Genomic DNA, 18,171 nt, shown 5'->3' with positions numbered 1-18,171 from the left:
GAGAGATGCGAAGGGCGGGGCCTTTCCCCCGGCCGAGCGGCTCGACACTGCAGCTTGCAGCCGTTTCGGCGTCCGAAGGATATGGTCCATTTGCCCGGCTCCATCGTCGCAAAGACTCGACAATGAACCACATTGCCATCGCCTTTGCTCCTTGTAACCAAACAAATGGCCTCATACCATTTCAATCAGATTTATGAGTGTACGACCTAGGATACTGCTCCCAATAAGCAAACCTTGGCCGGGGAGCCGACCCGCTGGAAAGACAATCAGCGCCATCGGCAAACGGGAATCGCAAAATATTAAACTTCTGATGGTTGATGGAACCCGGATTCGGATGGTCCGGTCTTTGACGTTTCCGTTGTTGTTGAAAAGGCCAATCATGCGTACGCGCCCCATCATTGCCACTGATCTTGATTTGATATGCCAGCACCGGGAGAGGATGTTTCTTGAGGCCGGTCGGGCTCAGGATGTTTTGACACTCATGGCGGAACCCTTCCGGCAATGGCTTGCGGTACGTTTGACCGCCGGGTCCTATTTCGGTTTCGTCGCCGAGGACGACGGTTGCCCGGTTGGTGCCGTGGGGCTGATGGAAATCGATTGGCCTCCGCACCCCGCCCATCCGATGGACTCCCGACGCGGCTATGTCCTCAATGTCTTCGTGGAGCCTGAATACCGGGGGCGGGGAATTGCTCGCCGATTGATGAAAGAAGCGGAGAGCGCGTTTCTGGCGCGGGGGATCACCTATGCCATCCTGCATGCGACGGTTGCCGGACGGCCGATTTACGAAGAAGATGGCTGGATGCCAACCACCGAAATGGCCAAGGCTTTGTCGGCAACGGGTGCCAATTACCGCTGAAACCCGGGAACAGGCTGGGCTTGCGGAAACGGCCTGAATGTCAGGGCGATCAGGAATGCGCCGATACCGATAGCCCAGGCTCCGATATAGAGCCATTCGTAGCTGGCGAATGTGTCGTAGATCAAACCTCCGGCCAACGGACCCGTTGCCATGCCCAAACTGGCGGCCATGGCTGTTCCGCCGATGATGGTGCCCATCATGCGCATCGGGAAATTCTCGCGCGCCAGTACGGCATAGAGCGGCATGACACCGGCATAGATGAAGCCGAATAGTGCGGCCACCGCATAAAACCCGGCAAGTTCCCGCACGAAGACATAGGCCAGCGCCCCGAACGCCTGGAGCAGCAGCCCGCCGACGAGCACGCGCTTGGCGCCCAAGCGATCACCGAGAACACCGAAGACAACCCGGCCGCCAAGGCCTGCCAGCCCCTCCAGGCTGTAGATCGTAACCGCTGCGATCAACGGGATTCCGCAGCTGACCGCGTAACTCACGGTGTGGAAAATGGGGCCGGAGTGGGTGGCGCAGCAAAAGAAATTGGTCAGCAGCAGGATGATGAACTGAGGAGACCGGATGGCTTGCCCGATCGACATGGATGACTGCGGCTCTGCGTCCTGCAGCGTCAGGGTATTTCCCATGTCGGCGGCCGGCGGGCGGCGCACCAGGAGGGCGACGGGAATCATCACGGCGGCAGCAACCGCAGCGATGATCAGCATGGATGTCCGCCAGCCATGAATCGAAACAAGCCATGCCGCCAGCGGGGACATGGTCATCGGCGCCATTCCCATGCCCGCCGAAACAAGAGACACGGCAAGGCTGCGCTGGGTGTCGAACCAGCCGGTGACGCATGCCATCATCGGCGCGAAGATCGCCGCGGTCGCGGCGCCGACAAGCAGGCCGAAGACCAGTTGAAACTCGACAAGCGACGTAGCCCGGCTGGCCAGCGCCAGACTTGCTGTCAGCAGCACCGATCCCGTCAGCACCACGGGACGGGCGCCGAAGCGGTCGGACAGGTTCCCCCACAGCATGCTAGCCGATGCCATGGCGATGAACCCGATCGTCATGGCGCCTGACACGCCGGTGACGGACCAGCCGGTGTCCCGGGCAATGGGCTGGAGGAAAACCGGGAGGGAAAACATGGCGCCGATGGCCATACAGCCCAGCAAGCCGCCGGCTGCAACGATTACCCAGCGATACGAAGCATTGCTCATTGCTCTCTCCATTTTACTGGCTGTTGCCGAAAGCCCATGCCATGCAGGCGGTGCAAACCGTTGTTCGCCCCGCCGTGTTATCTGGGCCGCGCGACAACGCGCACTTTACCGCTTTTGCCGCCGCCACAGAAAAACTGATCGCCGCCGTCGGACTCGAGCCCCGACACGCCGGTGCCTGAAGGCATGTCGAGAATGGTCAGGACATTGCCGGTCGCTGGATCGATGCGCCTGACATCACTCTGATCTTGTTCCCACGTGCCGTGCCAGAGTTCGCCGTCAACCCAGGTCACCCCGGTGACCATGCGCTTGGACTCGATGGTGCGCAGAATAGCGCCTGTCTGCGGATCGATCTGGTGGATTTTCCGGCCCTGGTGCTGCCCGACCCAGAGCGTCCCTTCTGCCCATGCAAGCCCTGAATCGCCGCCGCCGCCGGGCGCCGGGATTGTCGAGAGCACGTTGCCTGTCTCCGGGTCGACCTTCTGGATGCGATCTTCGGCAATCTGGAAGAGATATTGGCCATCGAAAGCGGTTCCGGCGTGCGCGGCGATGTCAAAGGAGCGCAACACGGTGCCGCTCGCCGGATCAAGGGCATTCAGCCGTTCTCCCGATGCAAACCAGACATTCCGGCCATCGAAGGTAACCCCGGCCACCTGGTCAGTGCCGGGAAACGGGCCATATTCGCGGAGAATTTTGGCAGATTGTTTCATAATTTCATCCTTGTCACCTGACTGCTGAATATTTCCTCCTGACCCTAATCACTTGGCAGGAGATCGGGGAGTAACAAGATTGTCGGGAAACCCGGCACGGGCGGACTGATCCAGCGGCGGGCGCGTCCGCGACCGAATGATTGCACCTTGCCCGCTTCCGCAAGTATCAGAAGGGCACGCTGAACGGTCCGGGAACTGGCCCCCAGGGCAATTGCCAGAGCTGAACTCGACCATGACTCGCCATCGGCAAGAAAGGCGAGAACCGCGCCATGCGCTTCCTCCATGGGCGGCGCAAGGACAACGATGCCACTGGCGTCGAGCGGTGTCATGCAAAAGCCCCGCGCTGTTGCGGACACATCGGCCAACATTCGCAGTTCCTCGCGCAACCGGCCGACTTCGACCCGCAGGCGGGCGCGATGCGATTCATCCGCATGCTTTGCCCCGAATGCACGGGCGAGGAGCGCGGCTCTTGGCACGTCTCCGGGCGCGGCTTCGCCCAGCGCGCGGGCCAGCGCGAACAAAACCGGTCGCGTGGCGAGTGATATCACCCGATCCCCGACCCGAACGACATGCCGGCACGCGTCGACGACCAGCACTCCGGATGCGAGCAGCGTTTCGATCTGCTCCAGCAAGAGGGGACGTTCCTCGCCGCGCTGGATCAGACGGGCGGCGGGTGTTTTCAGGACATGGGAGGCCTGCTCGACCTCCGCGATGAGGGCGGGAATCTTCGCTTCAGCCGCAGCTTTCTCGGCCCGCGTGAGTGCCTCGCGCGCTGCAGACGTGTTCAGGCGCCGGATGGCAATTCCGGCAGCCACCAGCGCGAGCGCCGCTCTCGACGTTGCCGGCAGCGGCGCGGGATCAAGTTTGGCGAGGGCGCGTTCGGCCGCGTCGACATGACCGACCAGAAGTAGCCGCCGAATATCCACGGTCCGTGCATGGGCGGCATTGACCTGATCGCCATGGGCTTCGAGTGTTGCCCGCGCCATGTCCAGTGCCTTTACACGCCACCCCAAATCGCGCGAGACGAGTGCAATTTCCGCTTCGGCGACGATGCATCGCGCGCGGGCTTTTTCCTCTTTTGCGCCGAATGCCCGCGCCGCGCTCTGCAACAGGGCCCGGGCGCGCGGGAATTCGCCAAGTTGCGCCATGGCGATGCCGCGCAGTGCAAGGGCGGGCGCGTCATCACGCAGCGCCACCCGTTTCAAGGCGCCGAGAGTATCACCTGTCGCAAGGGCGTGCGCTGCGGCGTTGATCAGCGAGTCCATCGGATGGCCGTCACACTTGTTACTCCGATCGTTCGATCAGCGAGTCGTAATCCATCTCACGGACAATAACCAGTATTGCAACTTTGATCGACAAATGGGGGCTGTGCGAAATCCTGCGCTTCTTTGCGCAGCATTTGAATAGGAGGGCGGGTGAGGCTCGGTTGGGGCATTGACGGGGGAAGAATATCACCGAGCCTCCCATTGCCTCATGGAGAGTAGCAACAGGGATATCATGAGCACCGGAGTTGGGCTTTTTCATGAAGCGCCAGCGCTTGCGCGTGCGGGCCGGATCGCTTGTACAAACACAATGCGAAGCATTCATTTGTTCAGATGATATTAATCTGCAGGTAGCATCTTTGTGCCGGCGTTAAGCTGGGAATGACGTCGTTTACGGGCAGGGGGCTCTGTGGATCAGGATGGCGAGAATACAAAAATAGACTACCAACCCTATGTGATGTCGGTTTGGCCGGTTCTATTTGCATTCGTGGCGGTTTCGATGATGGTGCTGTTTCTCGGCAGAATGGGGGCCGATTTCAGAAATGCGGGCGATCACAATCTCACCCCCCAGACGCGTGCCGGTGACGACTCCGACAACCGGTGACACAATCCGGCTGTTCGGCGATGAAAACCGGCTCAGCCGGCTTGCGGTCTTCCGCGTTGAACAGAGCTGTCCGACTTAGCCCGTTGTATCGCTCACGCATTTCTTGACGAAACTGTTTTTTGCGGCGCCGGCAAGCTTCTTGGCGGCGGCCTGCGTATCGCAGGTTGTTGCCGCATCTGCCGCGCATTTCTTCGTGAAATTGGTCAAAGCAGCGCCGGAAAGCTTTTTGGCCTCGGCCTGGCTTTTACAGGTGCCATCCGCCAAGGCCGGACTTGCTGCCAACACCAGAAGTGCGATCGCTATGAGTGCACGCATATTCATCTCTCCATTGCTTTTCCAGGAATAATAGGTTTGCCCCAATGGGATGCTACGTCAAATGCAACTGAATGACCTTCGTGTGTCTTTCTGAGACAACCGAACAGCCATTCAGCTTCGTTTCCGGTCTTTACCCGCGAGTATCTTGAGGAAGCGGTGAATTGTGCGCCGGTTCGGCCGTTCGCTCAACCTGCTGAAGCGCCGATGCAGAAATTCATCGATTTCCCGCACGGAGACACTGGCAAGATCCGTCCCGTAGCGGGCCTTCAATGCTTCTTCGATCATGTCCAGGTCCCTCGTGGTCGGATTGTAACCGGAGGTACTTATGGCAAGAGGAAGCGATTGGTGAATGAGGTATTTTGCAAGTTTATTGAGTTCTGGATCACGGTCCAATTTACTCATTTTTTCTCCCCCGTGCTCTTCGGCACTATGGGGGAGAGAATACGCTTCGACAGCCCCGCAAGCAACAACGCTGAACCAAAATATTCGTTCAATAAATACGTCGAATTTTTACTTCATATCGCGGGTATTACTAACAGGCGGCCACGGAGAAGACGTAACCGTGATAGTCGTTGTCGATAAGCAGATTCAGCTTGATCTGGGGGTTTCTCGCCAGCCACTCCCTGCATGCTCTTTGCTGGCCGAAATCCGAGAGATTCCTGAAACAACGCCAATCATCGAACAGCATGACAGACCCGACCGTCAAACGGGATGTGAGGTAATCCAGCACAGGCACGGTGGACTCGTAGAGGTCGCAGTCAATCCACGCGAAAGCAACGGTCTGGATAGGCGAAGACTGCACATGTCCTGGTTGCAGCGTCTGGTCGTACCAGCCCTTGATGGTCGTAACGCGCGCCAGATCGACATTGCGCAGCTTGAGATTTTCCTTGAACTGCGTCTCGTTGCACGAGAACTGGCCTTCGAAGAAGCCGCCGCTATAGCCGCCGGACTCGTCTATCCCCTTCTTTGGTTGCGGCAAACCCTCGAACGAATCGAGGGCGACAAACCGCATCTCCGGATTTTCCCGCCCTATCACGTTGCACGCATAGGCAAAGGTCTCGCCCTGATAGACGCCAAATTCGAGATAGTCTCCCTTGATTTGAGCGCCCCTGAAGTAATCGGTGACCTTGTCGATGACGTCCCATCTAAACCTGTTTGGTGCAAGGAGACGCGTTTGCAGATGCTCGACCTGTTGGGCAAGAGCAACATTCGTTTGCTCATACCGATCCAGCCGCTCCTGAAGTTCGGCGATCACCTGGTCTAGTCCGTAGCTTCGTTCCTGTTGCGGCAAACTGGTCATGCGTGGTTCCACTTTATAACTGGGAGATTCGATAGCGGGCAGGCAAGTGTAACAGTCGTACCATTGCCTTTTGATGATTGAATCGCAAGAGAGCCACCCATTGTCTGAATAAGACGCGCACAACCTGTCAAGCCCAGTCCGCTGTGGCCGCGCGACTCACCCTTCGTCGAAAAGAACGGTGTCGTGGCCTTCTTGATCTGTTCCCGGGACATGCCGACGCCAGAATCCTCGATGGCGACGATCAGGTCTTTTCCAATCGGCCAGCGCTTGGCGATATTGACCTTGATCACAATGTGCGGGTGCAGTTCATCCTCGACGGCGTCCTTGGCGTTGCGCAAAAGCTCGTGGAGCATGAGATGGAATTGGCCCTGCGGGACAAGCAGCTGCATTGCTTTCACATCGGCGCGCACAATGGGAATGGTCGATCCATCGGGGCGCGTGATCTGATCAAGGATCGTTCCCAGCGTCACGATCGGCGTATTGTCCTGATCAAATTTGGGATAGGCGATCCGGGCCAGCCAATCGGTCACGACCGACAGATCAGTGATCCGCTTGCGGGCCATGTCGAGCAGTTTTGCATCGGGGTTTTCCTCGGGCGAAAGCGTCTCGTGCATCCACATGGACAGTCCGTTGATTCGCGTGAAGGTCATGTGGGAGAAGAGCAGCGCGAACTGGCGGACCTGATTGTTGTAGAGCGCCTTGCTTCTGTAGGCGACCATGGCAAACAGAACGACCATGATCGCGGTCGCAAACACGAAGGCGTACAGGAAATTGTCGTAGAGCGCTTTTTGCTCGAGATCGGCGGTGCGTTTCTGGGTGTTTCCGAGGTTACCCGTCGTCGTCAAGACAATGGCCGGCCAGAAGTCTTCAAACCTGGCCACAATCAGATTGTAGTCTGGATCGGCTCGCGCAAGCTGCGGCATCAGCTCATTGTTTATGTAATCGAGCAGTGTCTTGATCAGATCGATATCCACTTTAGGCATGATCTTCTCGGTATAGGGCAAAGCGATCAGCGTCTTGGCATTGATGGCGAGATAGGTGCTTTCAGACAGGATTTTGGCGCGATACTCCTGGGATTTGGTGAGCGCAGCCAGCCGGGCCCATCCCATGATGCTGACCATTTTCTCGCGCGCTTGGGTTGAACGCCACTGAACCTCGTTGACTTCCCCGATGATGTCATAGGCCTGGCTGCGATACTTGTCCGTTTGCAGAAACGAGGCCAGGCCGATCAGCACAAAGAGACCAAAGGAAATGGCAAGGATGTACGTACCGTTTGCGCGGAGTATCTGTCTCACCTATCCACCACGTGTCTGAAATCAATCCTACTCATCGTTTAAGGGTCACGCGGCTTGATGCGCGATCAAAAGTTATTGCTCAAATTGCAGCTCGGTGAGAAACCAGATCCATCTTGAGTGATCTCCCGGGTCATAGGCCTTGGGCATGCTGTCAAAAGGCCAGACAATGTAGAATGGCCCAAAATCGTCGGCCTCAAGCGGGCGGAATTCGCCCTCATGGCATTTTCCTGCCTTGGCTTCGACGTCGTTGCAGGCAATCTGTGAGGCAACGATCGGATTGTAACGTTTGATTTCGTCCATATCGATTCTGGCGGAATAATCATTGGGCGCTATTCCCTTTATGACTTTCGCATTGGCCAATCCGTTCTTTGCCAAAATCTCGATCAGCGAAAAACCGCGATAGGTGCGCTGTACGTCGTTGGTCCAAGGCGTCTTGGTTTGGATCTCCCGATAGGAAAATGATTTTGCCAGATCGTCCTCCTTGTAGGAGGCGATGGGTTTTCCGCTCTGGCGTTCGATCTGGAGAACGTGCGGGTCGACTATGCCGGCGGAGGCGGCAGGAACCGCGCATAACAGCACAAGGCCCAAGAAGCAGGCACGCCAACCGCTGTATGTTTCCACGGCCTTTTCCTCAATCGGTTGCAGGATCATCATTGTCGGCAGTGATTTTGCGGCCATGAGCCAGGACTTTGCTGCGCGCCCGTTTGTATTTCTGCTCGGCCATCTCGGCACTTTTCATCTTAAAGTGCTTTGCCATAAGCACAAACAGTTCATTGCGTTTCATGCTCTTCGGGCGGTCTTCCACCCATTGGAGGCATTCTTCCTCCGATAATGACAGGAACGGATAATAATAGCCCGGAAAAGCATCGCTGATCGTCTCGCTCCCCCGATGCACGACAAATTCAGAACGGGTCATGAGTTCAAGAATGCTGGCGAGGGTGGGGGCATTGAGGCGGTTTTTACCCAGGTATCCCTTTGCACCGAGGTTTCTGCATGTTTCCGCCTCATCGGTCGAATACCGGCCGGTGATGACCAGATGAACGGCTGCGGGAGTGGAATTGATAATGGACTCGATGATTTTCAGGCGCACATCGCGGGATTCCATCTCGCTTCCATAGTCTGGAAGCCCCGGATCGATGATGATCAGGTCAAATTCATCGGCCTCGATAGCCATCTGCGCCGCATGGAAGGTCTCGGCGGTCGCCACCTGCTGGCCGGCCGTCTTGAAGTGCCGCTTCAGCGAATCCGCATAAAAATAATCATCTTCGATGATCAGAACTTTGGAAATTTTTACATTCGCGTGGTCCATGCGTGGGGTTTTAACAGGCTCGTCTCGCGAAAAATAGGTATCATCGCGGCACCTACCGCATGCGGACAATTCAAGCATGATAGCAGGCAAGAATGCGTAAGGTGCCATGGGGATGCATTGGTTTTTCCTAAGACAATGGCGCCACTGCAACGATCCACCAATAGTGAAACTCGTTCTGCTTGCTATCGTTCCACGTGCACCACCGGTCGTTTTCTTGTTCAAATTCACTATGATCATAGCGCTCGATCAGCGAGCTGATAGTAAGCTTGCAATCTTCAATTGTTTCAAATTGTAGGGGAAGGGGTTCGTCCCATAAAACATCACCAAGCGTGTTTCGCACACCGTGCTTGATTATATACATACTTGAAGACCCCCGAAATTCTTTGAGATATACTTAGTTGTATGAAGCCGGAATACAACCGGGCCGCGAAAAGAAAGCACCGCGCAGTTGTTTCGCTGCTGCATATCGCGTTCGGCGTGTCCCGGCATGCTCTGAAGGTCCATCGCCAGCGAGGCTGGGCGCCTTGATTGGAACTTTCATCGGCAATCCGAGTTGAAGAACGCTGGCGAAACCCCGTTGGCAGGGCTCGGCCTGGAGGACGTGTGCAGCTTCTGACAAGCCGGGCCCACAGGAGGATGCAAGGAGAATGATCGACGATTTTGATGACGATGACGAAGAGGTCTGGCCAAGCCACAGCTCGAATGTCTGGTATATCGCCATATTCGTCGGGGGCGTGGCCGCCGCAGCGCTTCTGACCTACATCTTCGGCGGCTGGCTCTAACGGCGCCTGCGCCGAACGCGCTCCACGTCTCCGCATCAAACCTTTCCTTTGCGGATAAGGCGGTCGTTAACCAAAGTTAGCCATGACGGGCAATGTCTCCCTGCTCTGTTAAGCTGCTGTCAACCTATCGGTGCGAGTTATAATTCTGGTGCAATACTCCATGATGGGTTCTGGGGCTGCACCGGGTTCTGTTCGGTATCGTTGCGTAAAAAGTGTGGGGACGGCGTCCAGCCGGTAGTTTGCATTGTCAAAAGCCAAAGCTTTTCGAATTGCGGGAGTTGTTGCGATGGGCGCCCTGATGGCAGCCTGCGCGTCACCCACGGCAAAGGTTGCTAAACGAAGCCACGGCAAGGAATATTTCGCTGAATCGGAGTATGGCGTCAAAGCCAGCCCGCGCGTCGTCACGGATTTCCGCAACATGCCGCGCGGCGGCGGGCGCAACCAGATCGGCAGGCCCTATCAGGTTCGCGGTAAGTGGTATTATCCCAGGGAAGAGCTGGGCTACAAGCGTCAGGGGCGGGCATCCTGGTACGGCTCGGCCTTTCATGGCCGCCTGACCGCCAATGGCGAAGTATACGACATGAACCACCTGTCGGCGGCGCACCCGACCATGCCGTTGCCGAGCTATGCGCGCGTGACCAATCTTGCCAATGGCAGTTCCGTGATCGTGCGCGTCAACGACCGCGGGCCGTATCACAGCGATCGCGTGATCGATCTGTCGCAAAAGGCTGCGACGATGCTGGACTATCAGCATACGGGTACGGCCGACGTGAAGGTGGAATATGTGGGCCGCGCGCCGCTCGAAGGGCGCGATGACGGCTTTTTGCTCGCGTCGTATCGTGCACCCGGCACGCGCGATCGTCTGATGCAGCCGGATTCAGGCACCATGATTGCCATGAATGGACCGACACCCACCCAGCGCAATGCCCTTTCCATTCCCGGCATGCGGCAGCCGAAGGTGCAGGGCGTTCAGGTGGCGAGCCTGAATGTGGCGCCGGTATCGTTCAATGATCAGGCGGTCAGTCTTGGCGCGCCCGCGCAGCCGCAGATGAATGCCGCCATGGGTGCAATGCCGTTCGGCTATGATATACAGCCGGTTCTGCCGCTTGTTGGTCCCTATATCGACGACAAGCCGGCGATTCTGCTCGGATCGCTGAAGGGTGGCACACGGCGCGCATCGCCATTCGTCAGTTCCTACGCCAGCGAGCGTGTGGCAAGTGCCAATGCGACGGCGGTGGCGATGAACAGTCTGATATCGCCGAAGGCCATTTCCGACGCGTGGAAGAATGAAAACAAGCTGCGTGAATCCGCGGCGGCACCGGCGGGTGAATATGTCGATGTCGGCCTTTTTGCCGACAGGTCCGAAGCGGGCCGTGTCATGAGCGCCCTGGCGCCATTGGGCAAGGTCGACCTGTCCGAGGTCAACAGCCCGGATGGCCCGCGCATCGCTCTGATTGCACGGACCAGCGCGGGAAAGAATACCGATGCCTTGCTGCAGGCTGCCTGGAAAGCGGGAGCAGGTGATGCGTTTGTCGTACGCGATGACGGAAACTGATTTCCCGCGTCAAAGAACATTGCCGTTACAGCCATTCCGTAAGCTTGCCGCCAGTCTTGCCGTCGTGCTGCTCGCCGCGTCGCCGGTCCACGCGCAGGAAGCATTGTTCGATACCAAGGCCAAGCAGGCCCTGATGCTTGAAGACCAGACAGGCACCATTCTCTACGCCAAAACACCCGATACGTTGATCGAACCAGCCGCGCTGGCCAAGCTGATGACCATGGAACTGGTCTTTCATGCGCTCAAGACCGGCCAGATCAAGATCGATACCCAGTATACCGTCAGCGAAAATGCCTGGCGCACGGGCGGGGCGCCGTCCGGCGGCTCCACCATGTTTGCCAAGCTTAAATCGTCGATCAGCGTCGGCGACCTCATCCAGGGCGTTATCGTGCAGTCAGCCAATGACGGTTGCATCATCCTGGCCGAGGGCATTGCCGGGTCGGAACAAAAATTCGCCGAGATGATGAACGCACGGGCGAAGGAAATCGGCCTGAAGAATTCGACGTTCCGCAATTCGACCGGCTTGCCCGATCCGGAGCAAAAGGTGTCGCTGACGGACCTTGTCACGCTGGCCCGCTACATCAAGCACGAATATCCGGAATATTATCGCACCTATGCGCAGGAGAGCTTCACCTGGAACAATATTTTCCAGCGTAATCGCAATCCCTTGCTGAAGCTGGATATCGGCGCTGACGGCATGGGAACCGGCTACACCGAACAATCCGGCTATGGTCTTGTCGGTTCGGCCGAACATAACGGGCGCCGTTACATCGCCGCCCTGAGCGGTCTGGCGACTGACAAGGAGCGGGCGGAAGAAGCGAAGAAAATCTTTGAATGGGCCTACAGCGCCTTCGAGGAAGTCAATATCTTTGCCGAAGGCGAGACCATCGCGGAAGCCAGCGTGTTTGGCGGTGTCAAATCCAGCGTCCCGCTCAAGGCACACGAAAAGATCAGCCTTCTCGTCCCGACGGCCAACAAGGATCGCCTCAAGGCCCATGTCGTGTATAAGGGCCCGCTGCTGGCTCCGGTCAAGGCGGACGAGCAGGTCGGCGTGCTGCGGATCTGGATCGGCGATGCCCTGGCGCAGGAAACGCCGGTTTACACGGGCGAAGCTGTTGAACCCGGTGATCTGCAGAAGCGCACGCTCGATGCGGTCCTGGAACTCACCACCGGCTGGACCCGCCGCCTGAAGCTTTAAGATTTTCCCGGCTCGACCTTTTCAGTCCCGCCCGTTAGAACCTCGTCTAGAGATCAAAAGTGACTCTTTATCGAAAGACGGCTGACGGCGTGCAACAAGGACTGTTCATTACCTTTGAAGGCGGCGAGGGCGCTGGCAAATCCACCCAGATCACCCGCCTGGCAGCGCATATGCGCGCAGCCGGCGATGATGTGGTGGTGACCCGCGAGCCGGGTGGCTCGCCCGGTGCCGAGGCTGTGCGGCATGTCATCCTGAGCGGCGCTGCTGAATCCTTCGGTCCCGCCATGGAAGCGATGTTGTTTGCCGCCGCGCGCAATGATCACGTCGAGCAGGTCATACGCCCCGCACTCAACACGGGCAGCATGGTGCTCTGCGACCGCTATATCGACTCCAGCCGGGTTTATCAGGGGGTCACCGGCGATCTCGATGCCGGTCTGATGCGCGCCATTGAAAGGGCAGCCGTCAACGGATTGATGCCTGATCTGACCATCATTCTCGATCTGCCGGCGGAAATCGGTCTGCAGCGCGCAAACGCGCGCCGCGGAACAGGCACTGCCGATCGCTTCGAAAAGGAAACCATCGAGATGCACTGCAAGCGCCGGGATGCCTATCTGGCCATCGCCAAGGCTGAACCGGGGCGGTGCAAGGTGGTGCCTGCGGACCGGCCGGTTGACGATATCGCGGCGGATATTGCCCGCCTCGTCGATCGCCTGAAGGCGCGGCGTGCGATAAAGGAAAAGGCCAGAGCGGGGGCGGCACAATGAGCGATACGCTTCCCGACGTGCCAGCCACGCATGATACGATTGACGGCATTCCCGCCCCGTCGGCCAATCCCGCGCTGTTCGGTCATCCGTCCATCCGCTCATTTCTGGCCCAGGCCTATCAATCCGGCCACATGCATCATGCGCTTCTGCTCGAGGGACCGCAGGGGGTGGGCAAGACCACGCTGGCCTTTCACCTTGCCGGACACATGCTCAAGCATCCGGTGCAGCGCGATGCGCCGCTGGAACTGGCCGTGCCCGATTTTTCCACCGCGCCCTACCGGCAGATTGCCACGGGTACACATCTGGCCGTGCTGCATATCAGCCGCCCGCTCGATGCCAAGACGGGAAAATTCAAGACCGGCATCACGGTCGATGAGATTCGCCGCGTGACACACTTTCTCAATCGCACGGCACATGACGGCGCGTGGCGCATTGTTATCGTCGATCCGGCAGATGATATGAATCGCAATGCTGCCAATGCGTTACTGAAGACTCTTGAAGAACCGCCGCAGCGAACGCTGTTCATTTTGATCTCGCATTCTTCCGGGCGCTTGCTGCCAACGATCCGCTCGCGCTGCCAGTCCATCCGTTTTGAGGGGCTGGAGCGCAGCGACCTTCTGTCGGCACTGGCAACAATCGGCCTTGGTGCGGAGCAGATGCCGGATACCGAGGCACTGGTGACCCACGCGGACGGCAGCGTGCGCAAGGCGGCACTGCTTGTGGCGTTTGGCGGATTGGAGATATCGCAGACCATCGATGCGATACTGACAAAGCCGGTATTCGATGTCCCCAAGGCGCAGGCGCTTGGAACCGCCTTGTCGGGACGCGATTCGGAAATTCAGTTTGATCTCTTCCTTGAGGACATTTTTTCGCGGATCGCGACGAAGGCGAGGGAGGCTGCGGAGAGGGGTGCCGTGGCCGAGGCCAATCACTGGTCAACACTGTGGCAGGACATGCAGGGCGAAGCCCGTGAAGCCGATGCCTTCAACCTTGACCGCAAACAGTCCGTTCTTATCTTTCTTGACAGGATGCACCGTGCCCTGCGTGCACCTTGATCCGCCACCCGGTCACATCACATGAATGCGGAATAGTATTTCAATTGAATTCATGCGTTTACGACCGGTATAGCAATCAGGCCGGACATGGGTTATGTCAGCCTGACGCCTTCCCAAGATGCCAATTCCGAAGCAAATCAGGTTACGTATGAGCCGCGAAACATTTTACATCACCACAGCCATTTCCTATCCGAACGGCAGTCCGCATATCGGTCACGCGTACGAGCTGATCGCGACGGATGCGATTGCCCGTTTCAACCGCCATGACGGCAAGGATGTGTTCTTCCTCAGCGGTACGGACGAACATGGTATCAAGATGCTTCAAACGGCACGCAAGGAAGGCATCACGCCGCGCGAGCTTGCCGACAGAAATGCCAAGCTTTTCCGTGACATGGGCCATCTCCTGAATGCGTCCTATGACGACTTCATCCGGACCACCGAGGAGCGGCATTACGCGTCATCGCAGGCGATCTGGAAAAAAATGGTCGAAGCCGGGGATATCTACAAGGATTCCTATGCCGGCTGGTACTCCGTGCGCGATGAAGCCTATTACCAGGAAGACGAGACGGAAGTGCGTGCCGATGGCGTGCGCTACGGCCCGCAGGGCTCGCCCGTCGAATGGCTGGAAGAGGAAAGCTATTTCTTCCGCCTGTCCGCCTATCAGGATCGCCTGCTCAAGCTGTATGCGGACAATCCGAGCTTTATCGGGCCGGACGAGCGCCGCAACGAGGTCATCTCCTTCGTCAAATCCGGACTGAAGGACCTGTCCGTATCGCGCACGACCTTCGACTGGGGCATTCCGGTTCCCGGCGACGAGAAGCACGTCATGTATGTCTGGGTCGACGCGCTGACCAATTACATCACGGCGGCCGGTTATCCCGATGAGAAGGCCGAGCGCTGGCGCTATTGGCCCGCCGACGTACACATCATCGGCAAGGATATCATTCGCTTCCATGCCGTCTATTGGCCCGCCTTCCTGCTGTCCGCGGGGATCGAACTGCCGAAGCGCGTCTTCGGCCACGGTTTCGTGTTCAACCGCGGCGAGAAAATGTCGAAATCGGTCGGCAATGTCATCGATCCGTTCTCCCTGGTCGAACATTACGGCCTGGATCAGGTGCGTTACTTCCTGCTGCGCGAAGTGCCTTTCGGTCAGGACGGCAATTACAGCCATGAGGCGATCGTCAACCGCACCAATGCGGATCTTGCCAACGACCTTGGCAATCTGGCGCAGCGCTCGCTGTCGATGATCAACAAGAACTGCGAAGCCAAGGTTCCGCAGCCCGGCGCATTGACCGATGTCGACAAGGCCATCCTCGATCAGGCGGTCGCAGCGCTGGAGACAGCCCGCAAGGCCGTCGGCACGCAGGCCATGCATCTGGCGCTTGGGGCGATCTTTGCCGTGGTGGCGGAAGCCAACCGCTATTTTGCATCGCAGGAACCATGGGCGCTGAAGAAGACCGATCCCGCGCGGATGGAAACGGTTCTCTACGTGACGGCGGAAGTGATCCGGCGTGTCGGCATTCTCTGCCTGCCGTTCATACCGGGATCGGCGGCCAAACTGCTCGATATCCTGGCCGTGCCCGCCAACAAGCGCAACTTCACCGATCTTCTCGGCGGTAGCGAACTGGTGCCCGGCGCCGATTTGCCCGCGCCGCAGCCGATCTTCCCGCGCTATGTCGAGGCAGACAAAGGCGCCTGATCAGGAACCCGGATCTTTTTCATGCTTGTCGATAGCCATTGCCATCTGGATTTTCCGGATTTTGCCGAAGAACGCGACGCCATTGTCCAGCGCGCGCTGAATCTTGGTGTCGTGCGGCTGGTCACCATCTGCACGCGCGTTCGCAAGTTCGACGGCATTATCGGCATCGCCGAACGCTATGACAGCGTCTTTGCCTCGGTCGGGACGCACCCGAACAATGCGCATGAGGAACTCGACGTCACAGCCGATGACCTGATCAAGCTGGCCGAACACCCGAAGGTGGTGGCAATCGGTGAAGCCGGGCTCGACTATCACTATGATTATGCGCCGCCGGAAGCACAGCAGCAGGGATTTCGCACCCATATCGCCGCGGCACGCGTCACCGGCCTGCCGCTGGTCATTCACGCGCGCAGTGCCGATGAGGACATGATTGCGATCTTGCGCGAGGAATCAGGGAAGGGGGCCTTCCCCTTCATCCTGCATTGCTTCTCCTCCGGTGCCGAACTGGCGCGGGTTGGCGTCGAGCTTGGCGGTTACATCTCGTTTTCCGGTATTCTGACATTCAAAAATTCGCCGGAAATCCGCGACATCGCCAGAAATGTGCCGCGCGACCGGCTGCTGGTTGAAACCGACGCGCCTTATCTCGCGCCGATGCCGCATCGCGGCAAGCGCAACGAGCCGAGCTTTGTCACCCATACGGCCGCCGTGCTGGCGGACACCATCGGTGTCAGCGTCGAGGAAATCGGCACTTTGACCACCGACAATGTATTCCGCCTGTTCACCAAGATGCCAAGGCCCGCCCATGCCTGATCGCCTGCGCTTTACCATTCTCGGCTGCGGCTCGTCTCCGGGCGTGCCGCGCATCAATGGTGACTGGGGCAATTGCGATCCGGACAATCCGAAAAACCGCCGACGCCGGGCGTCCATGCTGGTCGAGCGCATTGCCGCGCATGGCGGCGTGACCACCGTCGTCATCGATACGGGGCCGGATTTCCGCTCGCAGATGATCGATTTCGGCTCCGGACGGCTTGATGCCGTCGTCTATACCCATGCGCATGCGGACCATATTCACGGCCTCGATGACCTCCGCACCTTTGTCATCGACCGGCGCGATCTGGTGGACATCTATGCCGATCAGGCGACCCAGCGCAGGCTCGTCGAAGGCTTCAGTTATTGTTTCAAGACGCCGGAAGGTTCGAGCTATCCACCGATCCTGCGGCCGCATGAGATCGTGCATCACGAGGCTTTTGAGGTTGACGGCGCGGGCGGTCCAATCCGCTTTCTGCCGTTGCCGCAGGTGCATGGCGATATCCTGTCGCTGGGCTTCCGCATCGGCGATGTGGGCTATTGTTCCGATGTCAGCGCGTTTCCGGAAACAACAGCGGCCCAGTTGCATGGGCTCGATATACTCATCATCGACGCGTTGCAGTACCGTCCGCACCCAAGCCATTTTTCTCTCGATGAATCAATGGAGTGGATCGAAAAGCTGAAGCCGCGTCGAGCCATTCTGACCCATATGCATGTGCCACTGGATTATGGAACTGTCCTGCGCGATACGCCGGAACATGTCGAACCGGCCTTTGACGGCCTGTCCTTTGAGGTTGAGGCATGAGCAAGAGCGTTGAACGTGTCCGCCAGGCAGCCCATGCTGCAGGCCTTGAGATCGAAATCCGCCAGATGGCCGATTCAACCCATACGGCCGAAGATGCGGCCATCCAATGCGGTGTCACAGTCGCACAGATCGTCAAGTCGCTGATTTTTCAAGGCACCGATACGCAGCGGCTTTATCTGTTTCTGGTTTCCGGACCGCGCCAGCTTGATCTTGCCAAGGCTGCGCGGCTGACCGGAGAAACGCTGCACCGGGCTGATCCAAAGCACATCCGCAAGGAGACCGGCTTTGCCATTGGCGGCGTATCGCCATTGGGGCATCTGATCGACATCAAGGCCTATGCGGATGAAACACTGATGCAGTTCGACGTTGTCTGGGCTGCCGCAGGCGGCACGAACTTTGTTTTCCCGGCAGAACCGCAGGCTTTGATGACGGCCGCAAAGGCTGAAATAGCCGATATTGCGGGCTGAGCGAGCCATTCCGGCCTGTCTTCCGGTTCCATAATCTATCTTATGCGATCTTTGTATGTAGCCGCAAAGTTAAAATGTCCTGTTTCTGCAAAGTAGAAACGTCGCTGTGTCACCTTCTCGTTGATTGCAACGAGATTTGGGATGCGGATTTTGGGACTGATTTTAATGAGCGAACGCGAACTG

20 protein-coding genes are annotated in these 18,171 nt (G+C 58.1%); 11 read left to right on the top strand and 9 right to left on the bottom strand.

Features of this window, described 5'->3' with window-relative positions; all coding sequences use genetic code 11:
* The first annotated feature begins 193 nt into the window (after positions 1–193).
* Positions 194–856 carry a GNAT family N-acetyltransferase gene (locus tag RDL77_RS01285; protein WP_308526342.1) on the top strand — a complete coding sequence of 221 codons (663 nt, stop codon included), beginning with the start codon at positions 194–196 and terminating at the stop codon, positions 854–856.
* Here RDL77_RS01285 and RDL77_RS01280 read toward each other — a convergent pair.
* The 3 genes from RDL77_RS01280 to RDL77_RS01270 all read right to left on the bottom strand — a co-directional run bounded on the left by RDL77_RS01280 (position 847) and on the right by RDL77_RS01270 (position 4,036).
* Positions 847–2,064, bottom strand: a complete 1,218-nt coding sequence (locus RDL77_RS01280; RefSeq protein ID WP_288191538.1) for an MFS transporter — start codon at positions 2,062–2,064, stop codon at positions 847–849. The genes RDL77_RS01285 and RDL77_RS01280 overlap by 10 nt on opposite strands.
* 77 nt (positions 2,065–2,141) lie before the next feature.
* Positions 2,142–2,771 carry a DUF5074 domain-containing protein gene (locus RDL77_RS01275; protein ID WP_223613419.1) on the bottom strand — a complete coding sequence of 210 codons (630 nt, stop codon included), beginning with the start codon at positions 2,769–2,771 and terminating at the stop codon, positions 2,142–2,144.
* 44 nt (positions 2,772–2,815) lie between these two features.
* Complete coding sequence (locus RDL77_RS01270) at positions 2,816–4,036, bottom strand: helix-turn-helix domain-containing protein (protein WP_223613420.1); 1,221 nt, start codon at positions 4,034–4,036, stop codon at positions 2,816–2,818.
* A 406-nt stretch (positions 4,037–4,442) separates the two neighbouring features.
* On the opposite strand from RDL77_RS01270, the gene RDL77_RS01265 reads away from it, so the two are divergent.
* Positions 4,443–4,637 (top strand): hypothetical protein, encoded by a 195-nt coding sequence (locus RDL77_RS01265; RefSeq protein WP_223613421.1) that lies wholly within the window; start codon positions 4,443–4,445, stop codon positions 4,635–4,637.
* 75 nt (positions 4,638–4,712) lie between these two features.
* On the opposite strand, the gene RDL77_RS01260 is transcribed toward RDL77_RS01265, so the two are convergent.
* From RDL77_RS01260 to RDL77_RS01235, 6 genes are all read right to left on the bottom strand, one after another.
* Complete coding sequence (locus RDL77_RS01260; protein ID WP_308526340.1) at positions 4,713–4,997, bottom strand: hypothetical protein; 285 nt, start codon at positions 4,995–4,997, stop codon at positions 4,713–4,715.
* Positions 4,998–5,063: 66 nt separating this feature from the next.
* Positions 5,064–5,354, bottom strand: coding sequence for a hypothetical protein (locus RDL77_RS01255; RefSeq protein ID WP_223613423.1), 291 nt, complete (start codon positions 5,352–5,354; stop codon positions 5,064–5,066).
* Between the two features lie 130 nt (positions 5,355–5,484).
* A complete protein-coding gene (locus RDL77_RS01250) occupies positions 5,485–6,252 on the bottom strand; it encodes a TylF/MycF/NovP-related O-methyltransferase (protein ID WP_223613424.1) in 768 nt (255 codons plus the stop codon).
* Positions 6,249–7,547 (bottom strand): sensor histidine kinase, encoded by a 1,299-nt coding sequence (locus tag RDL77_RS01245; RefSeq protein ID WP_288191537.1) that lies wholly within the window; start codon positions 7,545–7,547, stop codon positions 6,249–6,251. The genes RDL77_RS01250 and RDL77_RS01245 overlap by 4 nt, the downstream gene beginning before the upstream one ends.
* A 72-nt stretch (positions 7,548–7,619) precedes the next feature.
* Positions 7,620–8,168 carry a hypothetical protein gene (locus RDL77_RS01240; protein ID WP_223613426.1) on the bottom strand — a complete coding sequence of 183 codons (549 nt, stop codon included), beginning with the start codon at positions 8,166–8,168 and terminating at the stop codon, positions 7,620–7,622.
* A 10-nt stretch (positions 8,169–8,178) separates the two neighbouring features.
* A complete protein-coding gene (locus RDL77_RS01235) occupies positions 8,179–8,964 on the bottom strand; it encodes a response regulator (protein ID WP_288191536.1) in 786 nt (261 codons plus the stop codon).
* 539 nt (positions 8,965–9,503) lie between these two features.
* Here RDL77_RS01235 and RDL77_RS01230 point away from each other — a divergent pair.
* The 9 genes from RDL77_RS01230 to RDL77_RS01190 all read left to right on the top strand — a co-directional run bounded on the left by RDL77_RS01230 (position 9,504) and on the right by RDL77_RS01190 (position 17,988).
* Positions 9,504–9,638, top strand: coding sequence for a hypothetical protein (locus tag RDL77_RS01230; RefSeq protein WP_264319122.1), 135 nt, complete (start codon positions 9,504–9,506; stop codon positions 9,636–9,638).
* A 286-nt stretch (positions 9,639–9,924) separates the two neighbouring features.
* On the top strand, positions 9,925–11,193 hold the full coding sequence (locus RDL77_RS01225; protein WP_288191534.1) for a septal ring lytic transglycosylase RlpA family protein: 1,269 nt from the start codon (positions 9,925–9,927) through the stop codon (positions 11,191–11,193).
* The gene (locus tag RDL77_RS01220; RefSeq protein WP_223613429.1) at positions 11,162–12,391 is read left to right on the top strand and encodes a D-alanyl-D-alanine carboxypeptidase family protein; all 1,230 of its coding nucleotides are present in this window, start codon (positions 11,162–11,164) and stop codon (positions 12,389–12,391) included. The genes RDL77_RS01225 and RDL77_RS01220 overlap by 32 nt, the downstream gene beginning before the upstream one ends.
* An 89-nt stretch (positions 12,392–12,480) precedes the next feature.
* On the top strand, positions 12,481–13,155 hold the full coding sequence (gene tmk / locus RDL77_RS01215) for a dTMP kinase (protein ID WP_288191657.1): 675 nt from the start codon (positions 12,481–12,483) through the stop codon (positions 13,153–13,155).
* Positions 13,152–14,210 carry a DNA polymerase III subunit delta' gene (locus RDL77_RS01210; RefSeq protein ID WP_288191532.1) on the top strand — a complete coding sequence of 353 codons (1,059 nt, stop codon included), beginning with the start codon at positions 13,152–13,154 and terminating at the stop codon, positions 14,208–14,210. The genes tmk and RDL77_RS01210 overlap by 4 nt, the downstream gene beginning before the upstream one ends.
* Before the next feature lie 148 nt (positions 14,211–14,358).
* Positions 14,359–15,909, top strand: coding sequence for a methionine--tRNA ligase (gene metG / locus RDL77_RS01205; RefSeq protein ID WP_288191531.1), 1,551 nt, complete (start codon positions 14,359–14,361; stop codon positions 15,907–15,909).
* Between the two features lie 21 nt (positions 15,910–15,930).
* Positions 15,931–16,719 (top strand): TatD family hydrolase, encoded by a 789-nt coding sequence (locus RDL77_RS01200; protein ID WP_288191530.1) that lies wholly within the window; start codon positions 15,931–15,933, stop codon positions 16,717–16,719.
* Positions 16,712–17,521, top strand: coding sequence for an MBL fold metallo-hydrolase (locus RDL77_RS01195; RefSeq protein ID WP_288191529.1), 810 nt, complete (start codon positions 16,712–16,714; stop codon positions 17,519–17,521). The genes RDL77_RS01200 and RDL77_RS01195 overlap by 8 nt, the downstream gene beginning before the upstream one ends.
* Positions 17,518–17,988 carry a YbaK/EbsC family protein gene (locus RDL77_RS01190; RefSeq protein WP_288191528.1) on the top strand — a complete coding sequence of 157 codons (471 nt, stop codon included), beginning with the start codon at positions 17,518–17,520 and terminating at the stop codon, positions 17,986–17,988. Before RDL77_RS01195 ends, RDL77_RS01190 begins: the two co-directional genes overlap by 4 nt.
* Positions 17,989–18,171 lie beyond the last annotated feature (183 nt).

This window comes from uncultured Phyllobacterium sp. (assembly GCF_902479695.1).
Lineage (GTDB): Bacteria > Pseudomonadota > Alphaproteobacteria > Rhizobiales > Rhizobiaceae > Phyllobacterium > Phyllobacterium calauticae.
The sequence above is the reverse complement of the archived record's forward strand: the minus strand, read 5'-3'. Positions and strand labels throughout refer to the sequence as shown.

Coding starts and splice junctions, on each gene's coding strand:
- RDL77_RS01270 (WP_223613420.1), bottom strand. CDS start 4,036: ATGGACTCGCTGATCAACGCCGCAGCGCACGCCCTTGCGACAGGTGAT.
- RDL77_RS01200 (WP_288191530.1), top strand. CDS start 15,931: ATGCTTGTCGATAGCCATTGCCATCTGGATTTTCCGGATTTTGCCGAA.
- RDL77_RS01280 (WP_288191538.1), bottom strand. CDS start 2,064: ATGAGCAATGCTTCGTATCGCTGGGTAATCGTTGCAGCCGGCGGCTTG.
- metG (WP_288191531.1), top strand. CDS start 14,359: ATGAGCCGCGAAACATTTTACATCACCACAGCCATTTCCTATCCGAAC.
- RDL77_RS01195 (WP_288191529.1), top strand. CDS start 16,712: ATGCCTGATCGCCTGCGCTTTACCATTCTCGGCTGCGGCTCGTCTCCG.
- RDL77_RS01225 (WP_288191534.1), top strand. CDS start 9,925: ATGGGCGCCCTGATGGCAGCCTGCGCGTCACCCACGGCAAAGGTTGCT.
- RDL77_RS01210 (WP_288191532.1), top strand. CDS start 13,152: ATGAGCGATACGCTTCCCGACGTGCCAGCCACGCATGATACGATTGAC.
- RDL77_RS01220 (WP_223613429.1), top strand. CDS start 11,162: ATGCGTTTGTCGTACGCGATGACGGAAACTGATTTCCCGCGTCAAAGA.
- RDL77_RS01250 (WP_223613424.1), bottom strand. CDS start 6,252: ATGACCAGTTTGCCGCAACAGGAACGAAGCTACGGACTAGACCAGGTG.
- RDL77_RS01235 (WP_288191536.1), bottom strand. CDS start 8,964: ATGGCACCTTACGCATTCTTGCCTGCTATCATGCTTGAATTGTCCGCA.
- RDL77_RS01285 (WP_308526342.1), top strand. CDS start 194: ATGAGTGTACGACCTAGGATACTGCTCCCAATAAGCAAACCTTGGCCG.
- RDL77_RS01230 (WP_264319122.1), top strand. CDS start 9,504: ATGATCGACGATTTTGATGACGATGACGAAGAGGTCTGGCCAAGCCAC.
- RDL77_RS01255 (WP_223613423.1), bottom strand. CDS start 5,354: ATGAGTAAATTGGACCGTGATCCAGAACTCAATAAACTTGCAAAATAC.
- RDL77_RS01275 (WP_223613419.1), bottom strand. CDS start 2,771: ATGAAACAATCTGCCAAAATTCTCCGCGAATATGGCCCGTTTCCCGGC.
- RDL77_RS01190 (WP_288191528.1), top strand. CDS start 17,518: ATGAGCAAGAGCGTTGAACGTGTCCGCCAGGCAGCCCATGCTGCAGGC.